The organism is Nonomuraea marmarensis (assembly GCF_043197025.1).
GTDB lineage: Bacteria > Actinomycetota > Actinomycetes > Streptosporangiales > Streptosporangiaceae > Nonomuraea > Nonomuraea marmarensis.
Genome location: NZ_JBICRM010000008.1, coordinates 308,224 through 330,735, shown reverse-complemented (window position 1 = coordinate 330,735; position 22,512 = coordinate 308,224). Strand labels below are relative to the sequence as shown.

General features: G+C 71.8%; 20 protein-coding genes. 12 read left to right on the top strand and 8 right to left on the bottom strand.

All coding sequences use genetic code 11. The features are described 5' to 3' along the window. Positions 1-23: 23 nt before the first annotated feature. Positions 24-620: a nucleotidyltransferase gene (locus tag ACFLIM_RS16380; protein ID WP_393166102.1), complete on the bottom strand. Its 597-nt coding sequence runs from the start codon at positions 618-620 to the stop codon at positions 24-26. Between the two features lie 101 nt (positions 621-721). Here ACFLIM_RS16380 and ACFLIM_RS16375 point away from each other — a divergent pair, with 101 nt between their 5' ends. Further along, positions 722-871 (top strand): GPGG-motif small membrane protein, encoded by a 150-nt coding sequence (locus tag ACFLIM_RS16375; protein WP_393166100.1) that lies wholly within the window; start codon positions 722-724, stop codon positions 869-871. 69 nt (positions 872-940) lie between these two features. Here the strand turns inward: ACFLIM_RS16375 and ACFLIM_RS16370 are convergent, their stop codons facing one another. After that, complete coding sequence (locus tag ACFLIM_RS16370; protein WP_393166098.1) at positions 941-1,681, bottom strand: metallophosphoesterase family protein; 741 nt, start codon at positions 1,679-1,681, stop codon at positions 941-943. Further along, entirely contained in the window at positions 1,665-1,913 is a 249-nt protein-coding gene (locus ACFLIM_RS16365; RefSeq protein WP_393166096.1) for a BON domain-containing protein, read from the bottom strand. The genes ACFLIM_RS16370 and ACFLIM_RS16365 overlap by 17 nt, the downstream gene beginning before the upstream one ends. 163 nt (positions 1,914-2,076) lie before the next feature. Here ACFLIM_RS16365 and ACFLIM_RS16360 point away from each other — a divergent pair, with 163 nt between their 5' ends. Both ACFLIM_RS16360 and ACFLIM_RS16355 read left to right on the top strand, forming a co-directional pair. Next, entirely contained in the window at positions 2,077-2,352 is a 276-nt protein-coding gene (locus ACFLIM_RS16360) for a hypothetical protein (RefSeq protein ID WP_393166094.1), read from the top strand. Positions 2,353-2,483: 131 nt separating this feature from the next. Continuing rightward, a complete protein-coding gene (locus tag ACFLIM_RS16355; protein ID WP_393166092.1) occupies positions 2,484-4,316 on the top strand; it encodes a transketolase in 1,833 nt (610 codons plus the stop codon). Positions 4,317-4,536: 220 nt separating this feature from the next. Here the strand turns inward: ACFLIM_RS16355 and ACFLIM_RS16350 are convergent, their stop codons facing one another. Beyond that, positions 4,537-4,920 carry a ChaB family protein gene (locus tag ACFLIM_RS16350; protein WP_393166090.1) on the bottom strand — a complete coding sequence of 128 codons (384 nt, stop codon included), beginning with the start codon at positions 4,918-4,920 and terminating at the stop codon, positions 4,537-4,539. A gap of 13 nt (positions 4,921-4,933) precedes the next feature. Further along, entirely contained in the window at positions 4,934-5,215 is a 282-nt protein-coding gene (locus ACFLIM_RS16345) for a hypothetical protein (protein ID WP_393166088.1), read from the bottom strand. 38 nt (positions 5,216-5,253) lie between these two features. Here ACFLIM_RS16345 and ACFLIM_RS16340 point away from each other — a divergent pair, with 38 nt between their 5' ends. From ACFLIM_RS16340 to ACFLIM_RS16330, 3 genes are all read left to right on the top strand, one after another. Next, positions 5,254-5,763, top strand: coding sequence for a shikimate kinase (locus ACFLIM_RS16340; RefSeq protein ID WP_393166086.1), 510 nt, complete (start codon positions 5,254-5,256; stop codon positions 5,761-5,763). Positions 5,764-5,775: 12 nt separating this feature from the next. Next, complete coding sequence (locus tag ACFLIM_RS16335; protein WP_393166084.1) at positions 5,776-6,330, top strand: GNAT family N-acetyltransferase; 555 nt, start codon at positions 5,776-5,778, stop codon at positions 6,328-6,330. Between the two features lie 107 nt (positions 6,331-6,437). Next, complete coding sequence (locus tag ACFLIM_RS16330) at positions 6,438-9,755, top strand: protein kinase domain-containing protein (RefSeq protein WP_393166082.1); 3,318 nt, start codon at positions 6,438-6,440, stop codon at positions 9,753-9,755. 44 nt (positions 9,756-9,799) lie between these two features. Here ACFLIM_RS16330 and ACFLIM_RS16325 read toward each other — a convergent pair whose 3' ends face one another. After that, complete coding sequence (locus tag ACFLIM_RS16325; protein WP_393166080.1) at positions 9,800-11,536, bottom strand: serine/threonine-protein kinase; 1,737 nt, start codon at positions 11,534-11,536, stop codon at positions 9,800-9,802. A 36-nt stretch (positions 11,537-11,572) separates the two neighbouring features. Beyond that, positions 11,573-12,574, bottom strand: coding sequence for a hydroxyacid dehydrogenase (locus ACFLIM_RS16320; protein WP_393166078.1), 1,002 nt, complete (start codon positions 12,572-12,574; stop codon positions 11,573-11,575). 100 nt (positions 12,575-12,674) lie between these two features. Between ACFLIM_RS16320 and ACFLIM_RS16315 the strand changes: the two genes are divergently transcribed. Further along, the gene (locus ACFLIM_RS16315; RefSeq protein WP_393166076.1) at positions 12,675-14,402 is read left to right on the top strand and encodes a DUF2264 domain-containing protein; all 1,728 of its coding nucleotides are present in this window, start codon (positions 12,675-12,677) and stop codon (positions 14,400-14,402) included. A 30-nt stretch (positions 14,403-14,432) separates the two neighbouring features. On the opposite strand, the gene ACFLIM_RS16310 is transcribed toward ACFLIM_RS16315, so the two are convergent. Then, the gene (locus tag ACFLIM_RS16310) at positions 14,433-17,225 is read right to left on the bottom strand and encodes a helix-turn-helix transcriptional regulator (RefSeq protein WP_393166074.1); all 2,793 of its coding nucleotides are present in this window, start codon (positions 17,223-17,225) and stop codon (positions 14,433-14,435) included. 196 nt (positions 17,226-17,421) lie between these two features. Here ACFLIM_RS16310 and ACFLIM_RS16305 point away from each other — a divergent pair, with 196 nt between their 5' ends. The 5 genes from ACFLIM_RS16305 to ACFLIM_RS16285 all read left to right on the top strand — a co-directional run bounded on the left by ACFLIM_RS16305 (position 17,422) and on the right by ACFLIM_RS16285 (position 22,498). Next, on the top strand, positions 17,422-18,378 hold the full coding sequence (locus ACFLIM_RS16305) for a hypothetical protein (protein WP_393166072.1): 957 nt from the start codon (positions 17,422-17,424) through the stop codon (positions 18,376-18,378). After that, entirely contained in the window at positions 18,378-19,925 is a 1,548-nt protein-coding gene (locus ACFLIM_RS16300; protein ID WP_393166069.1) for a clostripain-related cysteine peptidase, read from the top strand. The genes ACFLIM_RS16305 and ACFLIM_RS16300 overlap by 1 nt, the downstream gene beginning before the upstream one ends. 82 nt (positions 19,926-20,007) lie before the next feature. After that, the gene (locus ACFLIM_RS16295; RefSeq protein WP_393166067.1) at positions 20,008-21,108 is read left to right on the top strand and encodes a winged helix DNA-binding domain-containing protein; all 1,101 of its coding nucleotides are present in this window, start codon (positions 20,008-20,010) and stop codon (positions 21,106-21,108) included. A 52-nt stretch (positions 21,109-21,160) separates the two neighbouring features. Then, positions 21,161-22,105, top strand: a complete 945-nt coding sequence (locus ACFLIM_RS16290; protein WP_393166065.1) for a sugar kinase — start codon at positions 21,161-21,163, stop codon at positions 22,103-22,105. Positions 22,106-22,321: 216 nt separating this feature from the next. After that, positions 22,322-22,498 (top strand): hypothetical protein, encoded by a 177-nt coding sequence (locus ACFLIM_RS16285; protein WP_393166063.1) that lies wholly within the window; start codon positions 22,322-22,324, stop codon positions 22,496-22,498. Positions 22,499-22,512: the final 14 nt, after the last annotated feature.

The following is a 22,512-nucleotide window of genomic DNA, read 5'->3' as shown; positions in this document are numbered from 1 at the left end:
CATGCAAGCACTTCGCAAGGGTCTTACGGCCATTTGGGGTCCCCGACCGGCTCAATGGGCCCCTCCAGCACGTCCAGTCGCTCCAGCAGGGTGAGGAACGTCATCGCGTACGGCGAGGTCGCGAGCACGGCGGCCACCCGCGGCCAGTCCACCTGCTCCCGCATCGCGCGCACCTGGGCCAGCAGCGCCCCGTAGTCGCAGGCGTGCTCCGACAGCGGCAACAACCACGAGATGACCAGGTCGGTGGCCTCCAGCACGGGAACGATCACCGCCGACGCCTTCAGCGGCTCGGCCCGGTCGAGCAGCTCGTCGGTGATCGGCAGGTCGGACACCCGGAAGATCAGGTCCACCAGCCGCCCCTCGTCGTACGCCTTGACCAGCCAGTCCTCCGGCGGCTTGGCCGTCTGGAACCCCAGCCCGCGCAACGCCTCCAGCGCCGCCGGCACGTCGTGTTCCGTGAGCACGAAGTCCACGTCGTGCAGCGAGGGCGCCGCCCCCCTGGCGTACGCCGCGCACCCACCGGCCAGCGCGAACTTCACTCCGGCATCCTTCAGCCCGGAGCTGGCACGCTTGAGCGTGTCGAGGATGGCATCGGTGACCGCGTGGCCGTGGCTGCTCATGTGATCGGGCTACCCAGACGGTGGTCAGCTAGACGTTGCCCGCGGGGCACCCGGCGGCGAGTCCATGTTATGCGGCCATCCCTGAGGGCAGTGGCAGGCGCATGGCTACACTGCTCTGGATCATCGCGGTAATCCTCGTCGTCTCCGGGATCTACGTGATCCTGGCCCGGCGTGACCTGCTCTGGGGAATCGTGCTCATCGTCCTCGGATTCCTGGTCGGGCCCGGCGGGGTGAGCATCTTCAATGTCTAGGGGGAGCCGCGGGTTCCCCATCCATCCCAGGTCGCTGGGCCGATCCCCGAGAGCGGTCCAGCGGTTCTGTCAGTACCCGTTGAAGCACTCCAGGCGGTAGACGCCGTATGCCTTGCCCAGCACCGGCATTGCCACATTCCGCACCCTGATGCCGCCGGGCGTCATGCCCTTCTCACTGCCCCTGTGCGCGTGCCCGTGCAGGATCAGGTCGGCGCCGGCCGTGTCGACCGCCTCGGCCAGCAGGTAGCTGCCGAGGAACGGGTAGATCTCCGGCGGCTCGCCCTCCAGCGTCTCCTTGATCGGGGAGTAGTGCGACAGCACGATGCGGTGGTCGGCCACGATCTCCTTCAGCGCGACCTTCCACGCCTCGGCGATGTAGCGGGTGTGGGACACGAAGTTCTTGATCTCGCGCTCGCCGAACTCGCTCGCGCACTTCCCCGCGAACCCGCCGCCGAAGCCCTTCCCGCCGACCACGCCCAGCTTCCTGTCGCCGCACTGGATCACGACCCCGTCGTCGTCGAGCACGACGACGCCCGCGTCGCGCAACTCCCCGGCGATCTCGTACTGCAGGTCGGAGTGGTAGTCGTGGTTGCCGAGCACGGCGAGGACCGGGATCGGCAGGCCGCGCAGCTCGTCGGCCACCAGCCGGCCCTCCTCCAGCGTGCCGTGCCGGGTCAGGTCTCCCGCCAGCATGAAGACGTCGGCACGGTCCTCGATGCCCTCCAGCCGCTGCTTGTACTGGCCTCTCACGTCCTCGCCCAGGTGGATGTCTCCCACGGCCGCTATGCGCAGGTCAGTCAAGGTGCTCATCCTCCCCGGGCTCGCCGGCCTCCACGACCTTGATCTCGTTGTGCACGTGCAGCTCTGGTGCGGCCTCGTGCGCCACCTGGCCGAGCCGCTGGCGCTGCTCGGACCCGTACACCTGCCCGCGCAGGAAGAGCTGGTCACCTCGGATGTCGACGCGGATGCCGAGCTCATGCGTGCGCCCGTCCTCGGCCAGCGCCTGCTGGACGCGGGCCGCGACGTACTGCGGAGCTTCCATCGCTCGCCTCCTTCTTCTGTCGCCGCATGCCCGGGTTTGAACAGCTCAAACGGCGCGAATCAGGTCGATAACCACCCGCTCGCTGCCCGAAGTCGCCTGCCGCCCGCCTGGGGCACGGCTACCCCGGACGTTAGGCGGCAAACAGCACGGGCAGGTGGGCGACATGTCGGATAACCGAGATACGCCTGATCACGGAGAGTGGCACGAGGAGGGGAACAGCAGGGGCCATCCCATGGTGCCCGCCACGCCGCGCGACGTGGTGCACATCAGGGTGGGGTCGTTCATGCTGATGTTCCTGTTCGCGTTCGCGGTGCTGGGGCTCATCGCGGGGGCCCCGGTCATGACGGGTGTCGCGATCGTGCTGGCGATCGTCACGGTGATCGACATCGTGCTGGCCGTACGCCGCCAGAAGCTGCGACGGAACGGTGAAGCGGGCTGACCTCGACATGTCGCCACTCAGCGGGCGGGTAGTGGTGGTGATCAGCGTTTCGATCGGCGTAGCGGGGGCTGGGTTCGTTGCGTTAAGCGGGCTGGGAGGGGTAGGCGGCGGGGAATCGTTTCGAGGAGGTCATGATGCCTGAGCGCGATCTTCAGTACCTGGCCGACCTGGCCGCGCAGTTGCGGGTCGACTCCGTGCGGGCCGCCGCCGAAGCCGGTTCCGGTCATCCGACCTCGTCCATGTCCGCCGCCGATCTGATGGCCGTGTTGTTCGCCTGTCATCTCCGCTACGACTTCGACGAGCCCGGCAATCCGGCCAACGATCAGCTCATCTTCTCCAAGGGCCATGCCTCCCCGCTGCTCTATTCGCTCTACAAAGCGGCCGGCGTGATCAGCGACGAGGAGTTGTTGTCGTTCCGGCGGCGCGGGAGCCGGCTCGAAGGGCATCCCACTCCGCGGCTGCCCTGGGTGGATGTGGCCACCGGGTCGCTGGGGCAGGGTTTGCCGGTCGGGGTCGGGGTGGCCATGGCGGGACGGCTGGAGCGGTTGCCGTACCGGGTGTGGGTGCTTTGCGGGGACAGTGAGCTGGCCGAAGGGTCCATCTGGGAGGCGGCCGAGCATGCCGGGTGTGAAGGGCTGGCCAATCTGACGGCCATCGTGGACGTGAACAGGCTCGGGCAGCGGGGGCCGACCCGGCACGGGTGGGACACGGGGGCCTATGCACGCAGGTTCGGGGCGTTCGGGTGGCACACGATCGAGATCGACGGGCATGATCCGGGGCAGATCGACTACGCCCTGAGTGATGCCTGCAACACGCGCCGGCGGCCCACCGTGATCCTGGCCAAGACCCGTAAGGGGGAAGGGGTCCTGGAGGTCGAGAATCGCGAAGGTGCTCATGGCAAGGCGCTCAAGGATCCTGACAAGGCGATCGACGAGCTGGGTGGGCCTCGGAACGTGCGGATCGAGGTGCGCAGGCCGCCCTCTGACGCTCCCCCGCCGTATCTGTTCGGGACCAGGCCCTTGAGCCTGCCCGCGTACAAGGTGGGTGAGAAGATCGCCACCCGGGAGGCGTACGGTGAGGCGCTGGCGGCGCTCGGCGCGGCTCGGGGGGATGTCGTGGCGCTGGACGGCGAGGTGGCGGACTCGACCAAGACCGCGACGTTCGGGGAGGAGTTCCCCGAGCGGTTCTTCGAGATGTACATCGCCGAGCAGCAGCTCGTCGCCGCCGCCGTCGGGCTGCAGGTGCGCGGCTGGACACCGTACGCGGCCACGTTCGCGGCGTTCCTGACCAGGGCGTACGACTTCATCAGGATGGCCGGGGTGAGCCGCGCGTCCATCCGGCTGGTCGGGTCGCACGCGGGGGTGGCGATCGGGGAGGACGGGCCGTCGCAGATGGGGCTGGAGGATCTGGCGATGCTGCGGGCCGTGTACGGCAGCACCGTGCTCTACCCGTGTGACGCGAACCAGACGGCCGCCCTGACCGCCGAGATGGCGGACGTCGAAGGCGTGTCCTATCTGCGGACCACGCGCGGGGCCACGCCGGTGATCTACCCGCCGGGCGAGCGGTTCCCCGTGGGCGGGTCGCGGGTGTTGCGGCATTCGCCGGGCGACCGGGCCACGATCGTGGCGGCCGGTGTGACCGTGCACGAGGCGCTGGCCGCGGCCGACGAGCTGGCGGCGGCCGGGACTCCGGTGGGGGTGATCGATCTGTACTCGGTCAAGCCCGTCGACTCGGCGGTGCTGATCGAGGCGGCCACCACCACCGGCAACCTGATCACGGTCGAGGATCACCGGCTGGAGGGCGGGCTCGGCGACGCGGTGATGGACGCCGTCAGCGAGCTCGGGCCCCGGGTGGTGAAGCTGGCCGTGACGGGGCTGCCCGGGTCGGCAACGCCGGAGGAGCAACTCGCCGACGCCCGCATCGACCGCCACGCGATCGCCGACGCGGTCAAGCACTCCCTATAACGCCATCGAAGATGGTGTTATAGGGAGTGGGTTTTGGGTTTGGTTTTGGGGTTTTGGTTTTGGGGTTTTGGTTTTGGGGTTTTGGTGTGGGGCCCGCCCCCCACGTGTGTGTTAGGGGGACTGGGGGCTCGCCCCCCGCGCATGTGTTGGGGGGGACGGGGGGCTCGCCCCCCGCGTGTGTGTTGGGGGGGACGCGGGGGGCTCGCCCCCCGCGGGTGTGTTAGCGGGCCTTCGCCGTAGCCCGCCTGTTGGCTTTCTTGATGGCGCCCACCAGCTCCTGCTTCGTCATCCGCGACCGCCCGCGGACGCCGAGCTTGGCCGCCACGTTCTGCAGGTGTTCCCTGCTGGCGTTGGCGTCGACGCCCTCGGCCGTCCGGCCGGACCGGTCCATGGCGCCCTTGTCCGAGGGCCCCTTCTTCGCCTTCGGCTCCCAGTGGTCGCCGATCTTCTCGAAGGAGTGCTTCAGCGCGGCGAACGCGGTCATGTGGGCGCGCCGCCCCTCGCCGTACTCCTCCACGGCGTGGTCGTGGGCCTTGATCCAGGTGTTCTGCGCCTTCTTCGGCGAACGCTTGATGGTCGACGGCAGCTCTTCAACGGCTGGCATGTCGATTCACCTCCTACAGCGTTGGTTCGTCGTAGTGTCGGCGTTCCTCGTACACGGAGGTCCTGCGGGTCTCCGGCTCCTCGTAGATGTCGTGGCGGTGCACCGGCTCGTCGATGGGGCCGACCGCCCTACGGGTGACGTTGATCCTGTATATGCCGAACGCGAGTCCGGCGAGTCCGCCGAGCATGAGGATGACACCCACTACGTTGATGTCGAGGCCGGCGAGATCGAACTCGACGGCCCACGTGAGGATCGCACCGAGCATGATGAGGATGATGCTTCCGGCGATGGTCATCAGGGTTACCTCCTTGATACGAAGGAACCTCTATCCACATGTCGAAAAACAAACCAGTCGTGGTGATCGGGCTGATGGGCTCGGGCAAGACCAGCGCGGGCCGGTTGATCGCCGCGGCGCTGGGGTTGTCGTTCAGTGACAGCGACCCGTTCCTGCTGGCGAAGTACGGCGGCACCGCCGCGCAGATCGCCGCCCGGGAAGGGGCCGACACGCTGCACCGGTACGAAGCCGAGCACGTGCTGCACGAGCTGGCCGGCGAGCCCAAGGTGATCGCGGCGGCGGCCAGCACGGTCGAGGCCCCCCGGGTACGCGCGGCGCTGCGCGGCGCGTTCGTGGTCTGGGTGGACGCGGCCGACGAAGTGCTGGCCCAGCGGATGCGTTCGAGCGACCACCGCCCCGACTTCGGCCCGGCCGCGATGCGGGCCCGCCGCGCGCCCTACTTCCGCCAGGTGGCGGACCTGGTGTGCGACGTCGGCGTGCTGAGCCCCGAGCAGGTGCGCGACGCCGTACTGCGGAAAATGGGTTTGCCCGCGGGTGATCGGGACTGATAGCCAGAGGGGATGTTCGCCGAGAAACCCACGCTTACGGGTGAGCGCGTGACGCTGCGCCCGGCCGGTCCCGAGCACGTCGAAGGCCTCATCGAGCTGGTCTCCGACCCGGAGGTGAAGCGGCTGACAGGCTCGCACGGCGAAGCCGGCCCCGAAGGCGCCCGCCGGTGGTACGCCACCAGAGGCGAGCAGGCCGACCGGCTCGACCTGGCGATCATGGCGGGCGACGACTATGTGGGCGAGGTCGTGCTCAACGAGCTCGACGTCAACAACCTCTCCTGCAACCTCCGCATAGCGCTGATCGGCGCGCGGGCGTTCGGCAAGGGTTACGGCACCGAGGCGATCACCCTGGTGCTCGACCACGCCTTCGCCACGACGCCGCTGCACCGCATCAGCCTCGGCGTGTTCGCCTTCAACGAGCGGGCCCGGCACGTGTACAAGAAGGTCGGCTTCGTGGAGGAGGGCGTGCAGCGCGACGCCCTGTTGTGGGACGGCGAGTGGCACGACGAGCTGATCATGTCGGTGCTCCGCCCCGAATGGCCGGCAAGATCCAGAAGCCTGGCATAATGATCATGACACATGGGTCCCCCGAGGCGCGCGGGGGACCCGTGGTGTCATTTTCGGACAACCAATAGGCGGTGCCGTGCATCTAAGCATCAGTGACGATGCGCTTGGTGCCCGGTGACCCGGAGAGGCTTGGCGGCTACTGGCTGGCCGCCCGGCTCGGCGCGGGCGGGCGCGGCGTGGTCTACGACGCCTACGACGACGAGGGCCGCAGATACGCCGTCACGGTGCCGCGGGGCGAGGTCGGGCGGCGGTTCGAGCGCGTGTCCTGCCGCCGGCTGGCGGAGGTGGTGAGCGTCGGGATCGACGAGGGCGTCCCCTACGTGGTGAGCGAGTTCGTGTCCGGGCCGGACCTGCGGCAGGCGGTCGAGCTGCACGGACCCTACGCGGGTGACGAGCTGGTCGCGCTGGCGGACGCCCTGGCCGCCGCGCTGGGCGCGTTGCACGAGGCCGGGCTGACGCATCGCGGGCTCAACCCGGAGAGCGTGTTGCTGGCCGACGACGGTCCCAAGGTGATCGAGCTGGGCGTGCCCGTCGGCGGGACGTACACGTACACGGCTCCCGAGGTGCTGACCGGGCGGGAGGCCGGGGCGGCGGCGGACGTGTTCGCGTGGGGTGCGGTGGTGTTGTTCGCGGCCACCGGGCGCGATCCGTTCCGCGGGGAGAGCCTGGGCGGGGTCATGCACCGGCTGCTGACCGTGGACCCCGACCTGGGCGGGCTGCCGGACGCGCTGCGCGAGGTGGTGGGGCGGGCACTGGCCAAGGACCCCGCGGACCGGCCCGAGGCCGGGGAACTGCCCGTCGGGACCGCGGCCGAGCTGCGGCCTCCCGAGGGGTACGCGGGGGCGCGATCGCTCGGCGAGGTGGCCGAGGAGGTGTACCTGACCCTCACGCCCCGGCAGCAGGAGGAGGTGCCGGGGCTGCTGCTGCGCCTGCTCGACGGTGACGACCCGCACGACGAGGGCGACGTGCTGGCCCCGCTCATGGACGCCGGTCTCCTGGTACGCCGCAGCGTACGCGTACCGCCGGCCGAGACCGCCGTCGGCAAGCTCGTGGCCGTCAGCGACGACCGGGTGTCGCCGGCCAGCGCCGCTCTTTACCGGGCCTGGCCCCGGCTGCGCGGCTGGGTCGCGGCCGAGCGTGACGGGCTGCACGTGCACCGGCAGATCCGCGAGGCCGCCCGGCACTGGTCGGAGCACCGGCGCGGCCGCAGCCACCTCTACCGCGGCCAGGCGCTCGACACGGCGCTCGGCTGGGCCGCGACCAAACGCCGCCACCTGCGGCTCAACCAGCTCGAACGCGACTTCATCAACGACAGCGTGGCCCTGTCCAAGCAGCGCAGGAAGCTCCTCGCCCCTTCGCTGGCGACGCTCGGGGCGGTGCTGGCCGTGGCGGTGACGATGTCCGTCGTGTCCGTGCACGGGCAGAACGACCTGCGCGGCCGCCTCGTCGAGGCCGACGCGCGGGCCGTGGCCGCCAGGGCCGAGGCGCTGCGCTCGTCCGATCCGCGTACGGCGATGCGGCTGAGCGTGGCCGCCTGGCGGTTGTCGCCGGTGTTCGAGGCGCGGGCGGCGTTGCAGGCCTCGCTGGTGCAGCCGGAGCTGGGGGTGTTCAACGATCCGGCGGCCGATCAGGGTGCCCACTACCTGCTGCGTGGGGACGAGCTGGTCAAATGGGGCACCGGTACGGTCACCGTCTGGGATGTGGCCGGCGGCCGGCGGCTCGCCTCCTATGCGTTGCCCACGGGGATCGCGGCGTTGAGCGACGACGGGAGGTTCGCGGAGGGGGCCGACGGGCGGCCGTTCGAGGTGGCCACGGGGCGGGTGCCGGTGGGGGTCACGTATGCGATCGGCAAGGGGAACAGGACGCGGGTCTACCGGGGCGGCGAGGTGCTGTTCGACGTCGCCGACCGCAAGGTGGCGATCTCCGGTGACGGGGCGAGGGCGGCGTTCTCCGGGCTGGACGGGCGGGTGGAGTTGTGGGAGCCGGTCGGCCGGGTGCGGACCGGGAGCGTCGAGGTACAGCCGCTCACCGGGGCTGACGCGGCGGCGCCCGCCCTGGCGTTCAGCCCGGACGGGACCACGCTGGCCGTGGCGGGGCGCGACGGGATCACGCTGGTGGAGTCGAGAGACGCGGGGGCGGTGCGTACGGGCAGCTCGGACACCCTGGGCGCCGAGGGCCCGACGCCGACCAGCACGGACGCGCTGAGGAGCCCTCGCGTGGAGCCGCTCAAGGTCCCCCTGGAGAGCGCTCGTGGCGAGGAGGCGGCGGACGGCTCTGGGACGGTCCATGACGTCGCCGACGGCCCGCCCGTCTTCAGCCCCGACGGCCGCCTGCTCGCCCTCCCCGGCGCCGGCGAGGTGCGGGTCTGGAACGTGGCCGAGCGGCGGCTGGCCGGCGCCTACCCGCTCAGGGACCACGACCACGGCCTGGCGTTCTCCGCCGACGGGCAGACGCTGCGTTACCTCAGCGGCACCGGCTCGGTCGTCTCGCTCGACGTCTCCGGGCTGCCGGTCCCCTACGAGCAGGGCCGGGCAGCCGCGCTCTCGGACAACGGGCGGGTCGCGGCCAAGGAGGAGGGGAACACGATCGAGCTCACCGACACCGTCGAACACCGGCAGCTCGGCCGGATCGCCGCCGCCGGAGACCTGGCCTTCGACGCGGGGGGCCGGCTGCTCGCCGTCGCGGGCGACCCGGTGACCGTGTGGCAGGTGGCGGGCGGCAAGCAGGTGACCGCCATCGACGCGGGCGGCGACGTACCCGCCGTGGCGCTCTCCCCCAAGGGCGACACGCTGGCCACCGCCCGCGGCAGGACCCTGGAGACGTGGAACGTGCGCGAGGGGCGGCGCATCAAGGTGTACGAGGGCGCGGGCAACCTGGCGCTGGCCTTCAGCCCGGACGGCTCGACGCTGGCCGCCGGCGCCAACGTTCTCGACCTCGGCACGGGCGAGGTCACCCCGCTCGTCACAGCCGATCAGACCCGTGGAACCGTCCCGCCCGCGCCGACCGCGGTCGCCTTCTCGCCCGACGGCCGCACGCTGGCGTTCGGCCTGGACGGCGGCCGGGTGCTGCTCTGGGACGTGCGCGGGCGCGAGCGCCGCGGCACGATCGAGACCGGCACGGCCCCGGTGGACGAGCTGCGCTTCTCCCCGGACGGCGACCTGCTGGCGGTCGACGCCGCCCGTACCTCGTTGTGGGACGCGAGTGCCCTGCGCGAGGTCGGCCAGGTGGGGGCGTGGGCCGCGGGGCTGGCCTTCAGCCAGGACGGCAAGCGGCTGCGCGGCGTGGCGCTCGACGGCACCGTACGCGAGAGCCCGGTCGATCCGGCGCTGACCGCGCGGGAGGTGTGCGCCAGGGCGGGCGGTCCGCTGAGCAAGGCCGAGTGGACCCGCCTGATCCCGGAGAGCGGCTACCAGCGGGCCTGCTGACCAGGCGGGCGACGTTCGGGCAGCTGACGTTCACGGCGCCGTGGTCAGGCCGGGTACGTCCTGACCACCTTGCCCTGGAGGTTGGCGACCAGGTAGCCCGAGCGGTAGCCGTCGGACACGTAGACGAGCAGCACCTGGCGCGGCGTCGCGAACGCGTAGTCGGGGTCCACGATCACGTAACGCGTGGTGGGCTTGGGAACGCCCAGATCCTTGTTCGCCTTCTTGATCAGGGCGGGGAGCGCGTCCCAGTTGTACCTGTTCAGGTCCACCACGGGCGTGATCACCTTGCCGCCCATTCCCGAGCGGGAGGCCGCGCCGTCGCGGTAGTCGTACCGGTCGTAGATCTCCGGGTCCTTCTTGAGCGGCGCCTCGGCGGAGGCGTACGTCGGGTACACCACCAGCCTGACGACCTTGCTGCCGCCGATGACCGGCTTGAGCTTCGTGATCATGTAGCGCATGCCCGCCGGGGTGAGCAGGTTGGCGGGCGCGGTGCTGCCGGTGCTCGGCTGCGGGGACGACCTGAAGTCCCCGGTCACCGTCGGAGGCGTGAACGACAACGACCGCGGCTCGTCTGTCGCGGTGGCCGGGATCTGGATCGGGAGCAATCGCCACACCAGCACGCCCGCCACCACGACCGCCGCCGTGGACGCCGCGATCGCGGCGTTGCGGGCGCCGTGACGGCCGCGGCGCGAGTGCACGGTGCTCGCCTGCGGGACGGGCGCCGCACCCCACGGGGGCGGATGCGGCGCCGCGTGACCGTATCCGGGCGGCACCGTGTGCCCGGCCCCGGGAGCCCCCGCCGACATCGGCGGCCGGGTCTGGGCGTACGGCACCGGCCCGCCGTGCATGGAAGGCCCGCTCTGCGCGGACGGCACCGGCCCGCCGTGCATGGAAGGCACGCTCTGGGCGGACGGCACCGGCCCGCCGTGTATGGGAGCCACCGAAACGCAGTGGCCCGGTTCGGCGGTCGGGGCCAGCATGCGGTCCAGGGTCTCGGCGTCGGGCCTGGCCGGCGGGTCGCGTCTGAGCAGGGCGTGCAGGACGGGACCCAGGGGTCCGGCGCGCTCGGGCGGCGGCACATCCTGGTTGAGCACGGCGGCCAGCGTCGCCAGCGTGGTGCTCCTGCGCAGCGGATGCCGTCCCTCCACCGCCACGTACATCAGCATCCCGAGCGACCACAGATCGGAGGCCGGGTCGCCCTCGACGCCGTTGATGCGCTCGGGCGCCATGTACTCGGGCGATCCGATGAACGACCCCGTGGCCGTCAGGCTCGTGGACTCGCGCACCGCCGCGATGCCGAAGTCGGTGAGCACCGACCGGCCGTCCTCGCGCAACAGCACGTTGGCGGGCTTGACGTCGCGGTGCTGGATGCCGACGGCGTGCGCGGCCCGTAAGGCGGATAAGACCTCGCGCCCGAGCCGCGCCACCTCCCACGGCGGCATGGGCCCGCGCTGGAGCCGGTCCTGGAGCGAGCCGCCGGAGACCAGCTCCATGACGATCCACGGGTAACCCTGCTCACCAGGGTCCACGATGTGGTGGATGGTGGCGACGTGCGGATGGTTCAGCCGGGCCAGGGCGCGGGCCTCGCGCAGCACCCTGGCCCGCAGCTCGCGGGCGCCGGCCGGATCGGCCTCGTCCATCGAGGGGTCCGGCGGGCGTACCTCCTTGAGCGCGACCTCGCGGTGCAGGGCCACGTCCCAGGCCCGCCACACCAGGCCCATGCCCCCGCCGCCGAGCCGCTCGACCAACTCGAAGCGGCCGTCGATCACGCGTCTTTGCATGAAGGGCAGCGTAGGGCCGACCTGCCACCCCCGTCATCACGCGCTGATGGCGAGCGTCTCCTCGGTGACGCCGTACCGGAGAGGCCGGCCCTCGGCGTACCTGGAGAGCTCGTCGAGTGCCAGGTCGGCGAGGCGTGCCAGCTCCCCGCCGAGCGAGCCGGCGATGTGCGGCGTGAGCAGGACGTTCGGGAGGTCGTAGAGCGGCGAGCCGGCGGGCAGCACCTCGGGCTCGGTCACGTCGATCACCGCGTGGAGCCGTCCGCTCACCAGCTCGGCGGTGAGCGCGTCGTGGTCGACGAGGGCGCCGCGGGCCGTGTTGATCAGCGTCGCGCCGTCGCGCATGCGCGCGAGGCGGGCGGCGTCGACGAGGTGCCTGGTCTCCGGCAGCGCGGGCGCGTGCAGGCTGACCACGTCACACCGCTCGAACAGCTCCTCCAGCTCGACGTGCGGCACGCCCAGGTCCTCGGTCAGGTACGGGTCCGCGACGAGCACGTCGAGCTCGAACGGCCGCAGCAGCTCGATCACCCGGCGGCCGATCCTGGAGGCGCCGACGACGCCGACCGTACGCCGGTAGTTTCCGAATCCCGGGAACCGGCCCTCCAGGTCGAGCCCCGTCCGGTGCTCGCGGTAGAGCCCGGCGATGTCCAGCACCCGCTTGTTGGCGAACAGGATCGAGGCCAGCGTGTATTCGGCGACGGGCTCTGCGTTGGCCGCCGCCGCGGACGAGACGAGCAGGCCGCGCCGCCAGCACGCCTCGGTGACGTGGTGCTTGACGCTGCCCGCCGCGTGCACGATCGCGCGCAGCCTGGGCGCCCTGGCCAGCACGTCGCCGGTGATGGGCGGGCACTCCCAGCTCGTGTAGAGCACCTCGGCGGCGGCCAGCGCCCCGGCCACGGCCGGGTCGGCGAAGTCGTCGGCCACCAGATCGGGGTCCACGTCGGCGAGCCGCAGCAGGCGGTCGCGCACCTGGCTGGTGATGAGCCGTCGCGCCACCTGGCGGCCCATGGCGAGCAGGGTCTTCGGCCGATTTTCGGTCATATCGCTCCCCCCGGAACCAAACCCCCGGCACCTCGCTCTTGCGTATCGCGGGGACGCCACCCTAGCTTGTGGGAAAGCGGTTTCCAAAGTCTGGAGCTCCATGTTGCCCGCAGAGGATCGTACGCTCAGCCCGTACACGGGGTGGACGCGACGGCACTGGGAGGCCCTGGCCGACGATCTGCTCGCGACGGTGGAGCCGTACCGGTCGGAGGACGGCGCGACGATCCGGCTGCCGGGGCGGGCGAGCTGGTCGGACTGCGATGGGATGGAGGGTTTCGCCCGTACGTTCCTGATCGCCGCCTTCCGGGTGGCCGGGGGCGGGCCGGCCGCGCTGCTGGAGCCGTACCGGGCCGGGTTCGTCAGCGGTCCCGGGGCCTGGCCCGCGGTGAAGGACCGGTTCCAGCCGATGGTGGAGGCCGCCTCGCTGGCCCTGGGGCTCTGGCTGACCCGCGAGCGGCTGTGGGACACGCTGGCGGACGGTGAACGTGAGCGGCTCGCCGCGTATCTGGCCACGGTGTTCTCCCACGAGCCCGCCGACAACAACTGGTGGCTCTTCCCGCTGACCGTCGGCGGGTTCCTGGCGAGCGTCGGGGTCGAGGAGGAGGCCGCGCACGCCGCGATCGACCGCGGGCTGGCCCGCATCGAGCCCTGGCACGTGGGCCAGGGCTGGTACTCCGACGGTGACAACCGCTCCTTCGACCACTACAACGGCTGGGCCCTGCACTTCTACCCGGTCCTGTACGACCTGCTGTCCGGCGTCTCGCTCCCTGTGCACCGTGCTCGATTGCGGGAGTTCCTCGGGTCGTACGCGCTGATGTTCGGGGCGGAGGGGGAGCCGCTCTATCAGGGGCGGTCGGTCACCTACAGGTTCGCGGCGGTGGCGGCGCTGATGCTGGGCGCGGTGACCGGCGACACCCCATTGTCGCCCGGAGCCACCCGGCGGCTCGCCTCGGGGGCGGTGCGTCACTTCCTCGAACGCGGTGCGCTCTCCCCCGAGGGCCTGCTCACGCTGGGCTGGCATGGGCCGCATGAGGCGTCGTTGCAGCCGTACTCGGGGTCGGCGTCGCCGTACTGGGCCGCCAAGGCGTTCGCCGGCCTGCTGGCCCCCGCCGACCACCCGCTCTGGACGGCCACGGAGGAGCCCGCCCCGGACGGCCTGCTCGCCCTTCCGGGTCCTGGGCTGGTGGTGCAGAACGCGGGCGGGATCGCCCGCGTGCTCAACCACGGTTCGCAACGCTACGTCGGAGACCCGCTCTACGACCGCTACGCCTACTCGACGCACACGGGCCCGACCTCGGACGAGTTCCCCGACAACCACTTCGGCCTGGTGCTGGACGACGGCACGGTCACGGCCCGCGGCATCATCGAGCCGCGCGGGGCGGGCCGGGCGGGCGAGTTGTGGTGGGCGGCCTCGGCGGGCGAGGGTGTCGAGAGCGTGAGCGTCGTCCGGGGGGCCGCCGAGGTGCGCGTGCACCGCGTCGCGCCCGGCTCGCGGGTCCGCCAGACCGGCTGGGCCCTGCCCGCGGCCACCGCCGACGTCCGCGACGGGTTCGTGCAGCTCACCTCGCCGGACGCGCCCGATTCCGTCCTGACCGGCCTGTACGGCTACACGATCGCATCCGTCCGCGAGTCCGCCGAGGGCACGGCGTTCGGCACCCCGGCCCTGGTCCCGGTGCTCGACGGCGTAACGGACGATGGCTGGGCGGTGGCCCTGGCGGTCCTGGGCGCGGACGCGACGGCGCCCACGGTTGAGGTCGGCGACCACGTGACGATCACCTGGCCGGACGGCCTCAGCCTCACGATAACCCCGCACGGCCCGCTCACCTGAGGGCGTCCACGTCAGCCGGACCCCGCTCGGTCATTCCCCCAGGTCGCTCAGCCGGCCGATGAGCGCCGTCCGCGAGGTGATGCCGAGCTTGGTGTAGATGTGGCTCAGGTGGTATTCGACCGTCTTGACGCTCAGCACCAGCTTGCGCGCCGCCTGCCGGTTGGTCAGCCCTCTGCTGATCAGCACCGCCACCGTGTGCTCCTGTGGCGTCAGCCCCAGCCTGGCGGTGTCCTGCGGGCGCAGCACCGCCCGCCCGCTCGCGGCCAGCTCCAGGTCGCACTGCTCCAGGTACGGCAGCGCCCCCAGCCTGGACAAGGTGAGCTGGGCGGCTTCGAGCTGCTCGGCGGCGGCGGCCCGGCGACCCCGGCGACGCAGGAAGGTGCCGAACGCGAGCCGGATCGTGGCCTCCTCGAACGGCATGTCGATCTTGGCCGTGTGTTCCAGCGCGACCTGGTATGCGGTCTCCGCCTCGACCGGCTCGTGCCTGGCCGCGTGCAGCCCGGCCCTGGCGCGGGCGGCGGCGGCCAGGACGCTGCGACGGTCCCGGTCCAGGGCGAGCACCTCGCACGGCACCAGCACCGACTCGGCCTCCTCCAGCCGGCCGGCGTTGACCAGGGCGTCGGCCAGCAGCGTACGCCAGAGTGCGGCGGCCGGCTCGTCGGGCAGGTTCGTCCTGGTCAGCGGCATGAGCGCGGTGATGGCCGCCTCGTGGTCGGCTCGGGCGGTGGCCACGAGGGCGTCGGCGCAGGCCGTACCGACCTGGGCCGTGGTGTTGTCCGGGCAGCAGGCGGCGCGGGCGGCGCGCACGTGTGTGAGGGCCCGCTCCCACTCGCCCCGGGCGGCGGGCACCAGAGCGGCCACCGCGTGGGCGTAGCTCGCCAGCCACTCCTGGCCGAAGTCGTCGGCGGTGGAGGCGCCGATCTCGGCGTGCGCGACGGCCTCGTCCCAGCGGCCGAGCCGGTATTCGGCCTGGGCCAGCGCGGTCGCCACGAGCAGCTGGAAGGGCGCGGACGCGTCGGCGCTCACGGTGAGCAGGCCGAGCAGATCGTCGTGCGCTCCGGCCAGATCGTCGGCCCACAGCCGCAACATGCCCCGGCCGAGCAGCGCGTCCAGCTCCCCCGCCGCCCCCTGCGCGGGCACCGGCAACTCGCTGCTCAGCGCCAGCCCCTCCTCGACGCACCCCGCCAACCCGAGCCCGACGAGCTGCGCGAACCGCACCAGCTCACCACCAGATGCCAGCCCCTCCCGACCATCCGACACGAGGCCGCCGGCGGCCCGTTCCGCCCACGTGGCCGCGTCGGTGCCGTGGCCGCGGATCAGGGACGCCAGGGCCTGCCGGCCCGCGATCCCCGCGGCGAGCGCCGGGTCGCGTTCGGCGTGTGACCAGGCGTTGTCGAGCAGCCGGCCGGCCTCGTCCAGCCGCCCGGCCACCAGCGCCACCGACCCCAGCGCGTAGTCGCGGACCGCGGGATCGGCCGCGGGGGCCACCTGGGCGGTCAGCGCACCCGCGTCCCCCGGTCGGCCCGCCGCCAGCAGCGCCTCCACGGCCTCCGCGATGAGCCGGTCCCGCGCGGGCCCCTCCGCGGTGAGCTGCACCGCCCGCGTCAGGCAGCCGCACGCACTCGACCAGCGCCCCGCCGCCGCCTGCCGCCGCCCCACCCTGGCCACCTCCCGCACCAGCTCCTCGTCCACCTGATCGGCCGCCGCGAGCCGGTGGTGCAGCCGGTGCACCGCGTCGTCCACCAGGTCGGCGGCCACCAGGTGCAGCCGGCGGCGGGTCGCCGGGCCGAGGTCGTGGTAGATGGCGGCCCTGACCAGCGGGTTCGGGAAACCCAGCGAGACCCCTGCCCCCGTGCGCCACTCGACCAGCAGCGCGGCGCCCGTGGCCTGCTCCAGCGCGGGCAGCGGCTCGGACAGCTCCGCCATCCGCGCCACCAGGTGCAGCGGCGCGGAGGTGCCGAGCACGGCGGCCGCCGTCGCCAGCCGCTGCGCCGAGGTCTCGCACCGCCCGAGCCGGTCGAGGACGAAGGTCGTGTAGGCGCGCGGCGCGGGCAGCGGGGCGTCCACGTCGGCCAGCGTCTCGGCGCGTACCTGCTGGAGCAGGGCCCGGGCATGCAGGGGCACGCCCTTGGTGTGCTGGTGCAGCCGCTCGGCCGCCTGCGGGGTCAGCCGTACCGGACCGAGCCTGGCGCTGAGCGCCTGGAGCTCGCGGGTGCTCAGCCCGCTCAGCGGCAGCCGGAGCGCGGCGCTGCTGCGCAGCAGCCGCCGCAGCCCGTCGGGCAGCCTGGGGTGGTCGCTCTCCCTGACGATCACGATGGCCAGCACCCGATCGGTACGCAGCCGCCGCAGCGCGAACGTCAGCGCCTGCAGCGAGGGCAGGTCGGCCCAGTCCGCCCCGTCGATCGCGATGACCACGGGCGCGGCGTGCTGGAGCTGGGCGAGCAACTCCAGCAGCGCGGCACCGACCACCAGCGGATCGGGCACACCCGGCCCCGGCAGGGCGCCGGACCCCGGCAGGCAGGCCAGCACCTCGGGTACGGGCTGCGCCTGCCCCCCGAGCTGCCCCAGCACGCCATAGGGCAGCTCGGACTCGCCTTCGTCGCCGCTCACGTCCAGCACGACCGCGTTCTCGACGGCGGACAGGAACTCCCCCGCCAGCGCGGTCTTGCCGATCCCGGACGGCCCTTCCAGCACAACCAGGCTGGACCGGCCCTCGCAGACCCGGCCGAGCTGGGCGTGCAGCACCGCCAGTTCGCGGCTGCGGCCGACGAACTGTTCGTCCCGGGAGCGCTCGGGTCCGTTGCGAACGGCGCGGGTTGTCATCGGACTCACCCTCCTGGCCAAAGTTCATCGTGTGCCTTGGTCCGGCGGGCGTCCAGTGCCGTTTGACCCGAGTCAGTTCCCCGCGTCATTAGGGACTCGCCCCGGGGTTATCCCCAGGGCGTTCCCTGATGCTCGCGGCAAAGCACGTTCATAGCGTCCAACGTGGACGAATGCCCCAAAACATCGGGAGAACCTCATGCCGTCCTACATCGCAGAGGAGCAGCGGGGTACGGAAGCACGCATTCTCAACGTGCTGTTCCCCACGATCCTCCAGGGCCTCCAGCTGACCCACCAGGCCGCCGAGCAATTCGGCGCCCGGCCACAACAGCAGCGGCCCATGGACTACCCGATCCAGCGGTACCCCATCCCAGAGACCTACGCCCAGCTCGCGGCCGACCGGTCCTTCATGGACGTCGCCTCCGTGCTCATGCCCGTCGTCCAGGCCATCACGCCGCCGCTGGTGGAGCAGCTGCTCTCGTTCGGCCCCGCCAAGTCGGACACCGACCAGAACGAGGACGACCGCTTCCTGCAGTTCGTGCCGCAGCTCGTCGGCACGATCACGCCGATCATGCTGCAGGTGCTGCCAGGGCTGCTCCAGACCATGCACGGCGCCCGCGCCGAGCACCCCGTACGCGTGACCGACCGGGAGCTCAACCAGCGCTACTTCGGCCCGATCCTGCAGGCCACGCTGCCCGCCATCGTCTCGCAGCTGCCCGAGCTGCTCGCCATCGTGCACGGCGACCAGCGCTCGCCGGTACGGTACGAGCGGCTGCCGGCCCGCGGCCCGCTCCAGCTCATCAGAATCAGCAGGCACGACCTCGTCAGCGCGCACCGGCTGCGCGACGGCGACGTGCTCTACCTGACCGAGACCCCCGCTCCCCCGGGCACCACCGAGGTGCGGATCAGCCTGGCCCCCCACGGCCTGTGGTGGAAGGGCGTCCAGGTCACCGACGACAGCGACAGGCAGATCTGCTTCGTCGAGACCGACGGCGAGATCCACGCCAGCTTCGACTCCAGGTCCGTGCAGACCGGCGGGAACATCGTGTTGTGGAAGGCCAAGATGTTCGGCGTCCACACCCCGATGTACGTCCTCCCGACCGGCGACCTGTCGCCCGACGCCAAGTGCTTCAACTTCCACTGGGCGGCCGACTGATGGCCGGGCCCACGCTGCGACTCGGCAGCACGGGAGAAGAGGTCAGGCGGCTCCAGGAGCTGCTGCGCACCCGCGGCTACCGAGTGCAGGCCGACGGGTACTTCGGCGGCTCCACCTACGGAGCCCTGCTCAATCTGCAGCAACGCGAGGGACTGCCCGCCGACGGCGTGGCCGGTCCGAGCACGTGGCAGGCGCTCGGCCAGACCGCGCGGACCATGGTCACCGAGTCCCCCCAGGGCGAGCCGGCCGAGTGGAACTTCATGATCTACCTGGCGGGCAACAACAACCTGTCCGACGCCGCGGGACGCGACCTGGAGGAGTTGCGGGCCGTGCCGTCGTACAACGGGGTGCGGGTCACCGCGTTCGTCAAGCAGCAGAGCACCGGCGGCCGCGCCCAGCACATCGAGATCAGCCCCGGCGGCGGCCCCGACCTGATCGAGGAGCTGCCGCCGCCCGTCGACTCGGGCGACCCGCGCACGGTCATGCAGTTCGTACGCTGGGCCGTCAGGCGAGCCCCGGCCCGGCGGTACGCGCTGGTGATCTGGAACCACGGCGGCGGCTGGACCCCCGACGACCTCGACCAGATCTACACCCAGGTCAGGGGCCGCTCCGTCAGGCGCGACATCGAGACCGGGTACGTCCGGCGCGCCCCGCGCATGGCCCCGGCCGACGGTGAACCCGCGTTCTCCGAGCTGGCCAGGCTGGCGCAGACCCCGGAGATCACCAAGGCGGTGTTCACGTCGTCCCTGGGCGAGGTGCTCAAGCTGCCCAGCGGGCAGGAGCGCGCGATCGCCAGCGACGATGGCACGCTGCACTCGCTGGACACCATCGAGCTGCGCAACGTCATGCGCCGCATCCACGAGGACCTCGGCCGGCCGATCGACCTGCTGGGCATGGACGCCTGCCTCATGAGCAACCTCGAGGTCTGCTACGAGATCCGCGAGCACGTCGGCACCGTCGTGGGCTCGGAGGAGCTGGAGCCCAACGAGGGCTGGCCGTACACCGAGATCCTGTCCGCCATGGCCGCCAACCCGCGCATGGACGGGCGTGAGCTCGGGCGGACAGTCGTGGACGAGTACGTCAGGTCCTACCGCGGCTCGCACCAGACGGTCACCCAGTGCGCGGTGGACGCGACGCGGATCGAGGAGTTCATGCGCGAGTTCGAGACGCTCGCCGGTGGGCTGCGGCAGCAGGTGCAGGCCAACAGGTCCGTCGTGGACAGCGTGCAGTCGGTCGCCACCCGGTTCAACTTCGACCGGTCGCTGGTCGACCTGCGTACGCTCTGCCTGGCGCTGGTCGCCGACTCGCGGACCGGCCCGACGCTGGCCTCGGTGGCCGACAAGCTGCTGGCCATCCACACCCCGGGCGGCTTCGTGATCAACGAGGCGCACCAGGGCGACAAGGTGGACGGGTGCGGCGGGCTCAGCGCGTACTTCCCGATGGAGCGGACGATCTCGCGCTACTACGCGGACCTGCAGATCGCCCAGCACACGGACTGGGACGAGTTCCTCAGAGAGTACGGAAACGCGCGTACCATCAGGCGTTAGGAGACCACACGCCGGCGATCCGCCGGCTCCATTGGGGCTATTGCGGCCCGGGACCGGCCGCAATAGCCCCTACCTTGGAACGATGGACCCCCTCATCAGCCGCAGGGCGCTCAACCGGGCCACACTCGACAGGCAGCACCTGCTGCGCCGCACCGGCGGATCCGTCCCGGAGGTCGTGGAGCGCCTCGGCGGCCTGCAGGCGCAGACCCCGCACACCTGGTACACCGGCCTGTGGAACCGCATCGAGGGCTTCAAGCCCGCCGACGCCGCCGACCTGCTGCTCTCGCGCGAGCTCGTGCGCATCGTGCTGCAACGCTCCACCATCCACCTCGTCACCGCCCGCGACTGCCTGGCCATGCGGCCACTGCTGCAGATCGTCACCGAGCGCGGCACCAAGGGCGCGTACGGCAAGCGGCTGGAAGGGGTGGACCTGGCCGAGCTGGCGGCGTCCGGGCGGGCGTTGCTGGAGGGGCGGCCGATGACGTTCGCGGAGCTCGGCAAGTCGCTGGCCGGAAAGTGGCCTTCGCACGATCAGCACGCGCTCAGCCAGGCGGTGCGCTGGCTGGTTCCGCTGGTGCAGGTGCCGCCGCGCGGGTTGTGGGGCAAGAGCGGCCCGGTCGCGCACACGAGCGCGGAGTCGTGGCTGGGCTTCGAGGCGCCGCCGATGACACCCGCCGAGCTGGTGCTGCGCTATCTCGCGGCGTTCGGTCCCGCGTCGGTGATGGACGTGCAGACGTGGTGCGGCCTGACGCGGCTGGCCGAGGTGGTGGAGCCGCTGGACCTGGTCCGCTTCAGGGACGAGTCCGGCCGCACTTTGTACGACTTGCCAGACGCCATACGGCCTTCAGAGGAAATTTCGGCACCTGTCCGCTTCATGTATGACTTCGACAACCTGTTCCTGTCGCACGCCGACCGCTCCAGGGTCATCACCGAGACCGGGCAGGCGGCGCTCCAGGGCTTCGTGGGCACGAACGTGATGCCGCGCGTCATCCTGATCGACGGCTTCACGGCCGGAGACTGGACGGTCACCCGCGCCAAGGGCACCTCCACGCTCGGCATCCACCAGTGGCGGCCGATCCCGGTCCTGGAGGAGGCCGAGAAGGAAGGCCTGCGGCTACTGGAGTTCCTGGCGCCAGGCGACAAGCACGAAATCTCAGTCTTTGACCGCCCGTCCAAGCCCTGACAACATGACAGTCCGTCTGGCGGATCTCGAGAAAGCTGGGTAGCCCGAGCCGATGACCGATCTGGTGACCTTCGGGGAGACCATGGCGCTGTTCGCCGCCCGCCGCACCGGGCCGCTGCGCTTCGCCCGCGACTTCGACCTGGGTCTGGGCGGCGCCGAGTCGAACGTCGCGATCGGCGTCGCCCGGCTCGGCCACGGCGCGGCGTGGATCGGCAGGGTGGGGGCCGACGAGTTCGGCGACCTGATCCGCTCGACCCTCGCGGGCGAGGGCGTGGACGTGCGGGCCATCCCCGATCCCGGCGCGCCCACGGGGCTGATGATCAAGGGCAGGCGCACGGCCGACCTCATTGACGTGCGCTACTACCGGAAGGACAGCGCGGGCTCGCGGCTGTCCGCCGCCGACCTCGACCCCGAGCTCATCAGATCGGCGCGGGTGCTGCACGTCTCGGCGATCACGCCCGCGCTCTCGGATTCGGCGCGCGAGGCCGTGGGGCACGCGATCGCCGCGGCGCGGGCCGCCGGAGTGCTGGTCTCGCTCGACGTCAACTACCGCCGGGCGTTGTGGACTCCTGCCGAGGCGGGGGCGTGGTTGCGGGAGACGGTCGGCGACGTGGACGTGCTGTTCGCGACCGAGGCCGAGGGCCGGCTGATCGCCGACGTCGAAGGGGCCGCCGAGCTGGCCAAGGCGCTGGCGGCGCTCGGGCCGCGGCACGTGCTGGTCAAGTTCGGGGCGAAGGGCGCGATGGAGCTGTCCGACGGTCTCGTACGGCACGCGGAGCCGTACGCGGTGACCGAGGTGGACCCCGTGGGGGCCGGGGACGCCTTCGCGGCCGGTTGGCTGGCGGACTGGCTGGCGGGGGCGGAGCCCGCGGAGCGGCTCAGCACGGCGTGCGCGGCGGGGGCGTTCGCGGTGACCTCCCAGGGCGACTGGGAGAGCCTGCCGCGGCGGGCCGACCTCAGCCTGTTGCGGCGGCCCGCCGACGGTGTGAGCCGCTGATCATGCGGCGCGGACCTTGGCGACCTCCTTGCGGTACTGGCGCTTGCCCACCAGCGACCACAACACGCGGGCGGGCAACGGCAGCAGGCCGAGGAACGCCTCCCGCTCCCACTCCGAGGCCTCCTCCAGCAGCGATCCGAGCTGGATGAGCAGCCGGTCCTTGGCCAGGTGGGCGCGGCCGTACTCGCTGAGCCGGTCCCATTCCTCCTTGGTGATGTGCTCGGCGACCAGCGGGAGGATCCGCTCCTCCTCCTGGTCGAGGTGGACGACGAGGTCGTCGTGCAGCCGCTCGATGGTGCCGGCGACCTTCTCGCCGCCCTCGGCGCTCCGCTGCCAGTCCGGCAGCAGCCTGCGCTTTACCTCTGCGCCATTTGGGGGCAGGCTCGAAAGTAGGGAGGTGGTCCTCC

Excerpts from the sequence above, each read along its gene's own strand:
- ACFLIM_RS16380 (WP_393166102.1), bottom strand. The coding sequence starts at position 620 with ATGAGCAGCCACGGCCACGCGGTCACCGATGCCATCCTCGACACGCTC.
- ACFLIM_RS16375 (WP_393166100.1), top strand. The coding sequence starts at position 722 with ATGGCTACACTGCTCTGGATCATCGCGGTAATCCTCGTCGTCTCCGGG.
- ACFLIM_RS16370 (WP_393166098.1), bottom strand. The coding sequence starts at position 1,681 with ATGAGCACCTTGACTGACCTGCGCATAGCGGCCGTGGGAGACATCCAC.
- ACFLIM_RS16365 (WP_393166096.1), bottom strand. The coding sequence starts at position 1,913 with ATGGAAGCTCCGCAGTACGTCGCGGCCCGCGTCCAGCAGGCGCTGGCC.
- ACFLIM_RS16360 (WP_393166094.1), top strand. The coding sequence starts at position 2,077 with ATGTCGGATAACCGAGATACGCCTGATCACGGAGAGTGGCACGAGGAG.
- ACFLIM_RS16355 (WP_393166092.1), top strand. The coding sequence starts at position 2,484 with ATGATGCCTGAGCGCGATCTTCAGTACCTGGCCGACCTGGCCGCGCAG.
- ACFLIM_RS16350 (WP_393166090.1), bottom strand. The coding sequence starts at position 4,920 with ATGCCAGCCGTTGAAGAGCTGCCGTCGACCATCAAGCGTTCGCCGAAG.
- ACFLIM_RS16345 (WP_393166088.1), bottom strand. The coding sequence starts at position 5,215 with ATGACCATCGCCGGAAGCATCATCCTCATCATGCTCGGTGCGATCCTC.
- ACFLIM_RS16340 (WP_393166086.1), top strand. The coding sequence starts at position 5,254 with ATGTCGAAAAACAAACCAGTCGTGGTGATCGGGCTGATGGGCTCGGGC.
- ACFLIM_RS16335 (WP_393166084.1), top strand. The coding sequence starts at position 5,776 with ATGTTCGCCGAGAAACCCACGCTTACGGGTGAGCGCGTGACGCTGCGC.
- ACFLIM_RS16325 (WP_393166080.1), bottom strand. The coding sequence starts at position 11,536 with ATGCAAAGACGCGTGATCGACGGCCGCTTCGAGTTGGTCGAGCGGCTC.
- ACFLIM_RS16320 (WP_393166078.1), bottom strand. The coding sequence starts at position 12,574 with ATGACCGAAAATCGGCCGAAGACCCTGCTCGCCATGGGCCGCCAGGTG.
- ACFLIM_RS16315 (WP_393166076.1), top strand. The coding sequence starts at position 12,675 with ATGTTGCCCGCAGAGGATCGTACGCTCAGCCCGTACACGGGGTGGACG.
- ACFLIM_RS16310 (WP_393166074.1), bottom strand. The coding sequence starts at position 17,225 with ATGACAACCCGCGCCGTTCGCAACGGACCCGAGCGCTCCCGGGACGAA.
- ACFLIM_RS16305 (WP_393166072.1), top strand. The coding sequence starts at position 17,422 with ATGCCGTCCTACATCGCAGAGGAGCAGCGGGGTACGGAAGCACGCATT.
- ACFLIM_RS16300 (WP_393166069.1), top strand. The coding sequence starts at position 18,378 with ATGGCCGGGCCCACGCTGCGACTCGGCAGCACGGGAGAAGAGGTCAGG.
- ACFLIM_RS16295 (WP_393166067.1), top strand. The coding sequence starts at position 20,008 with ATGGACCCCCTCATCAGCCGCAGGGCGCTCAACCGGGCCACACTCGAC.
- ACFLIM_RS16290 (WP_393166065.1), top strand. The coding sequence starts at position 21,161 with ATGACCGATCTGGTGACCTTCGGGGAGACCATGGCGCTGTTCGCCGCC.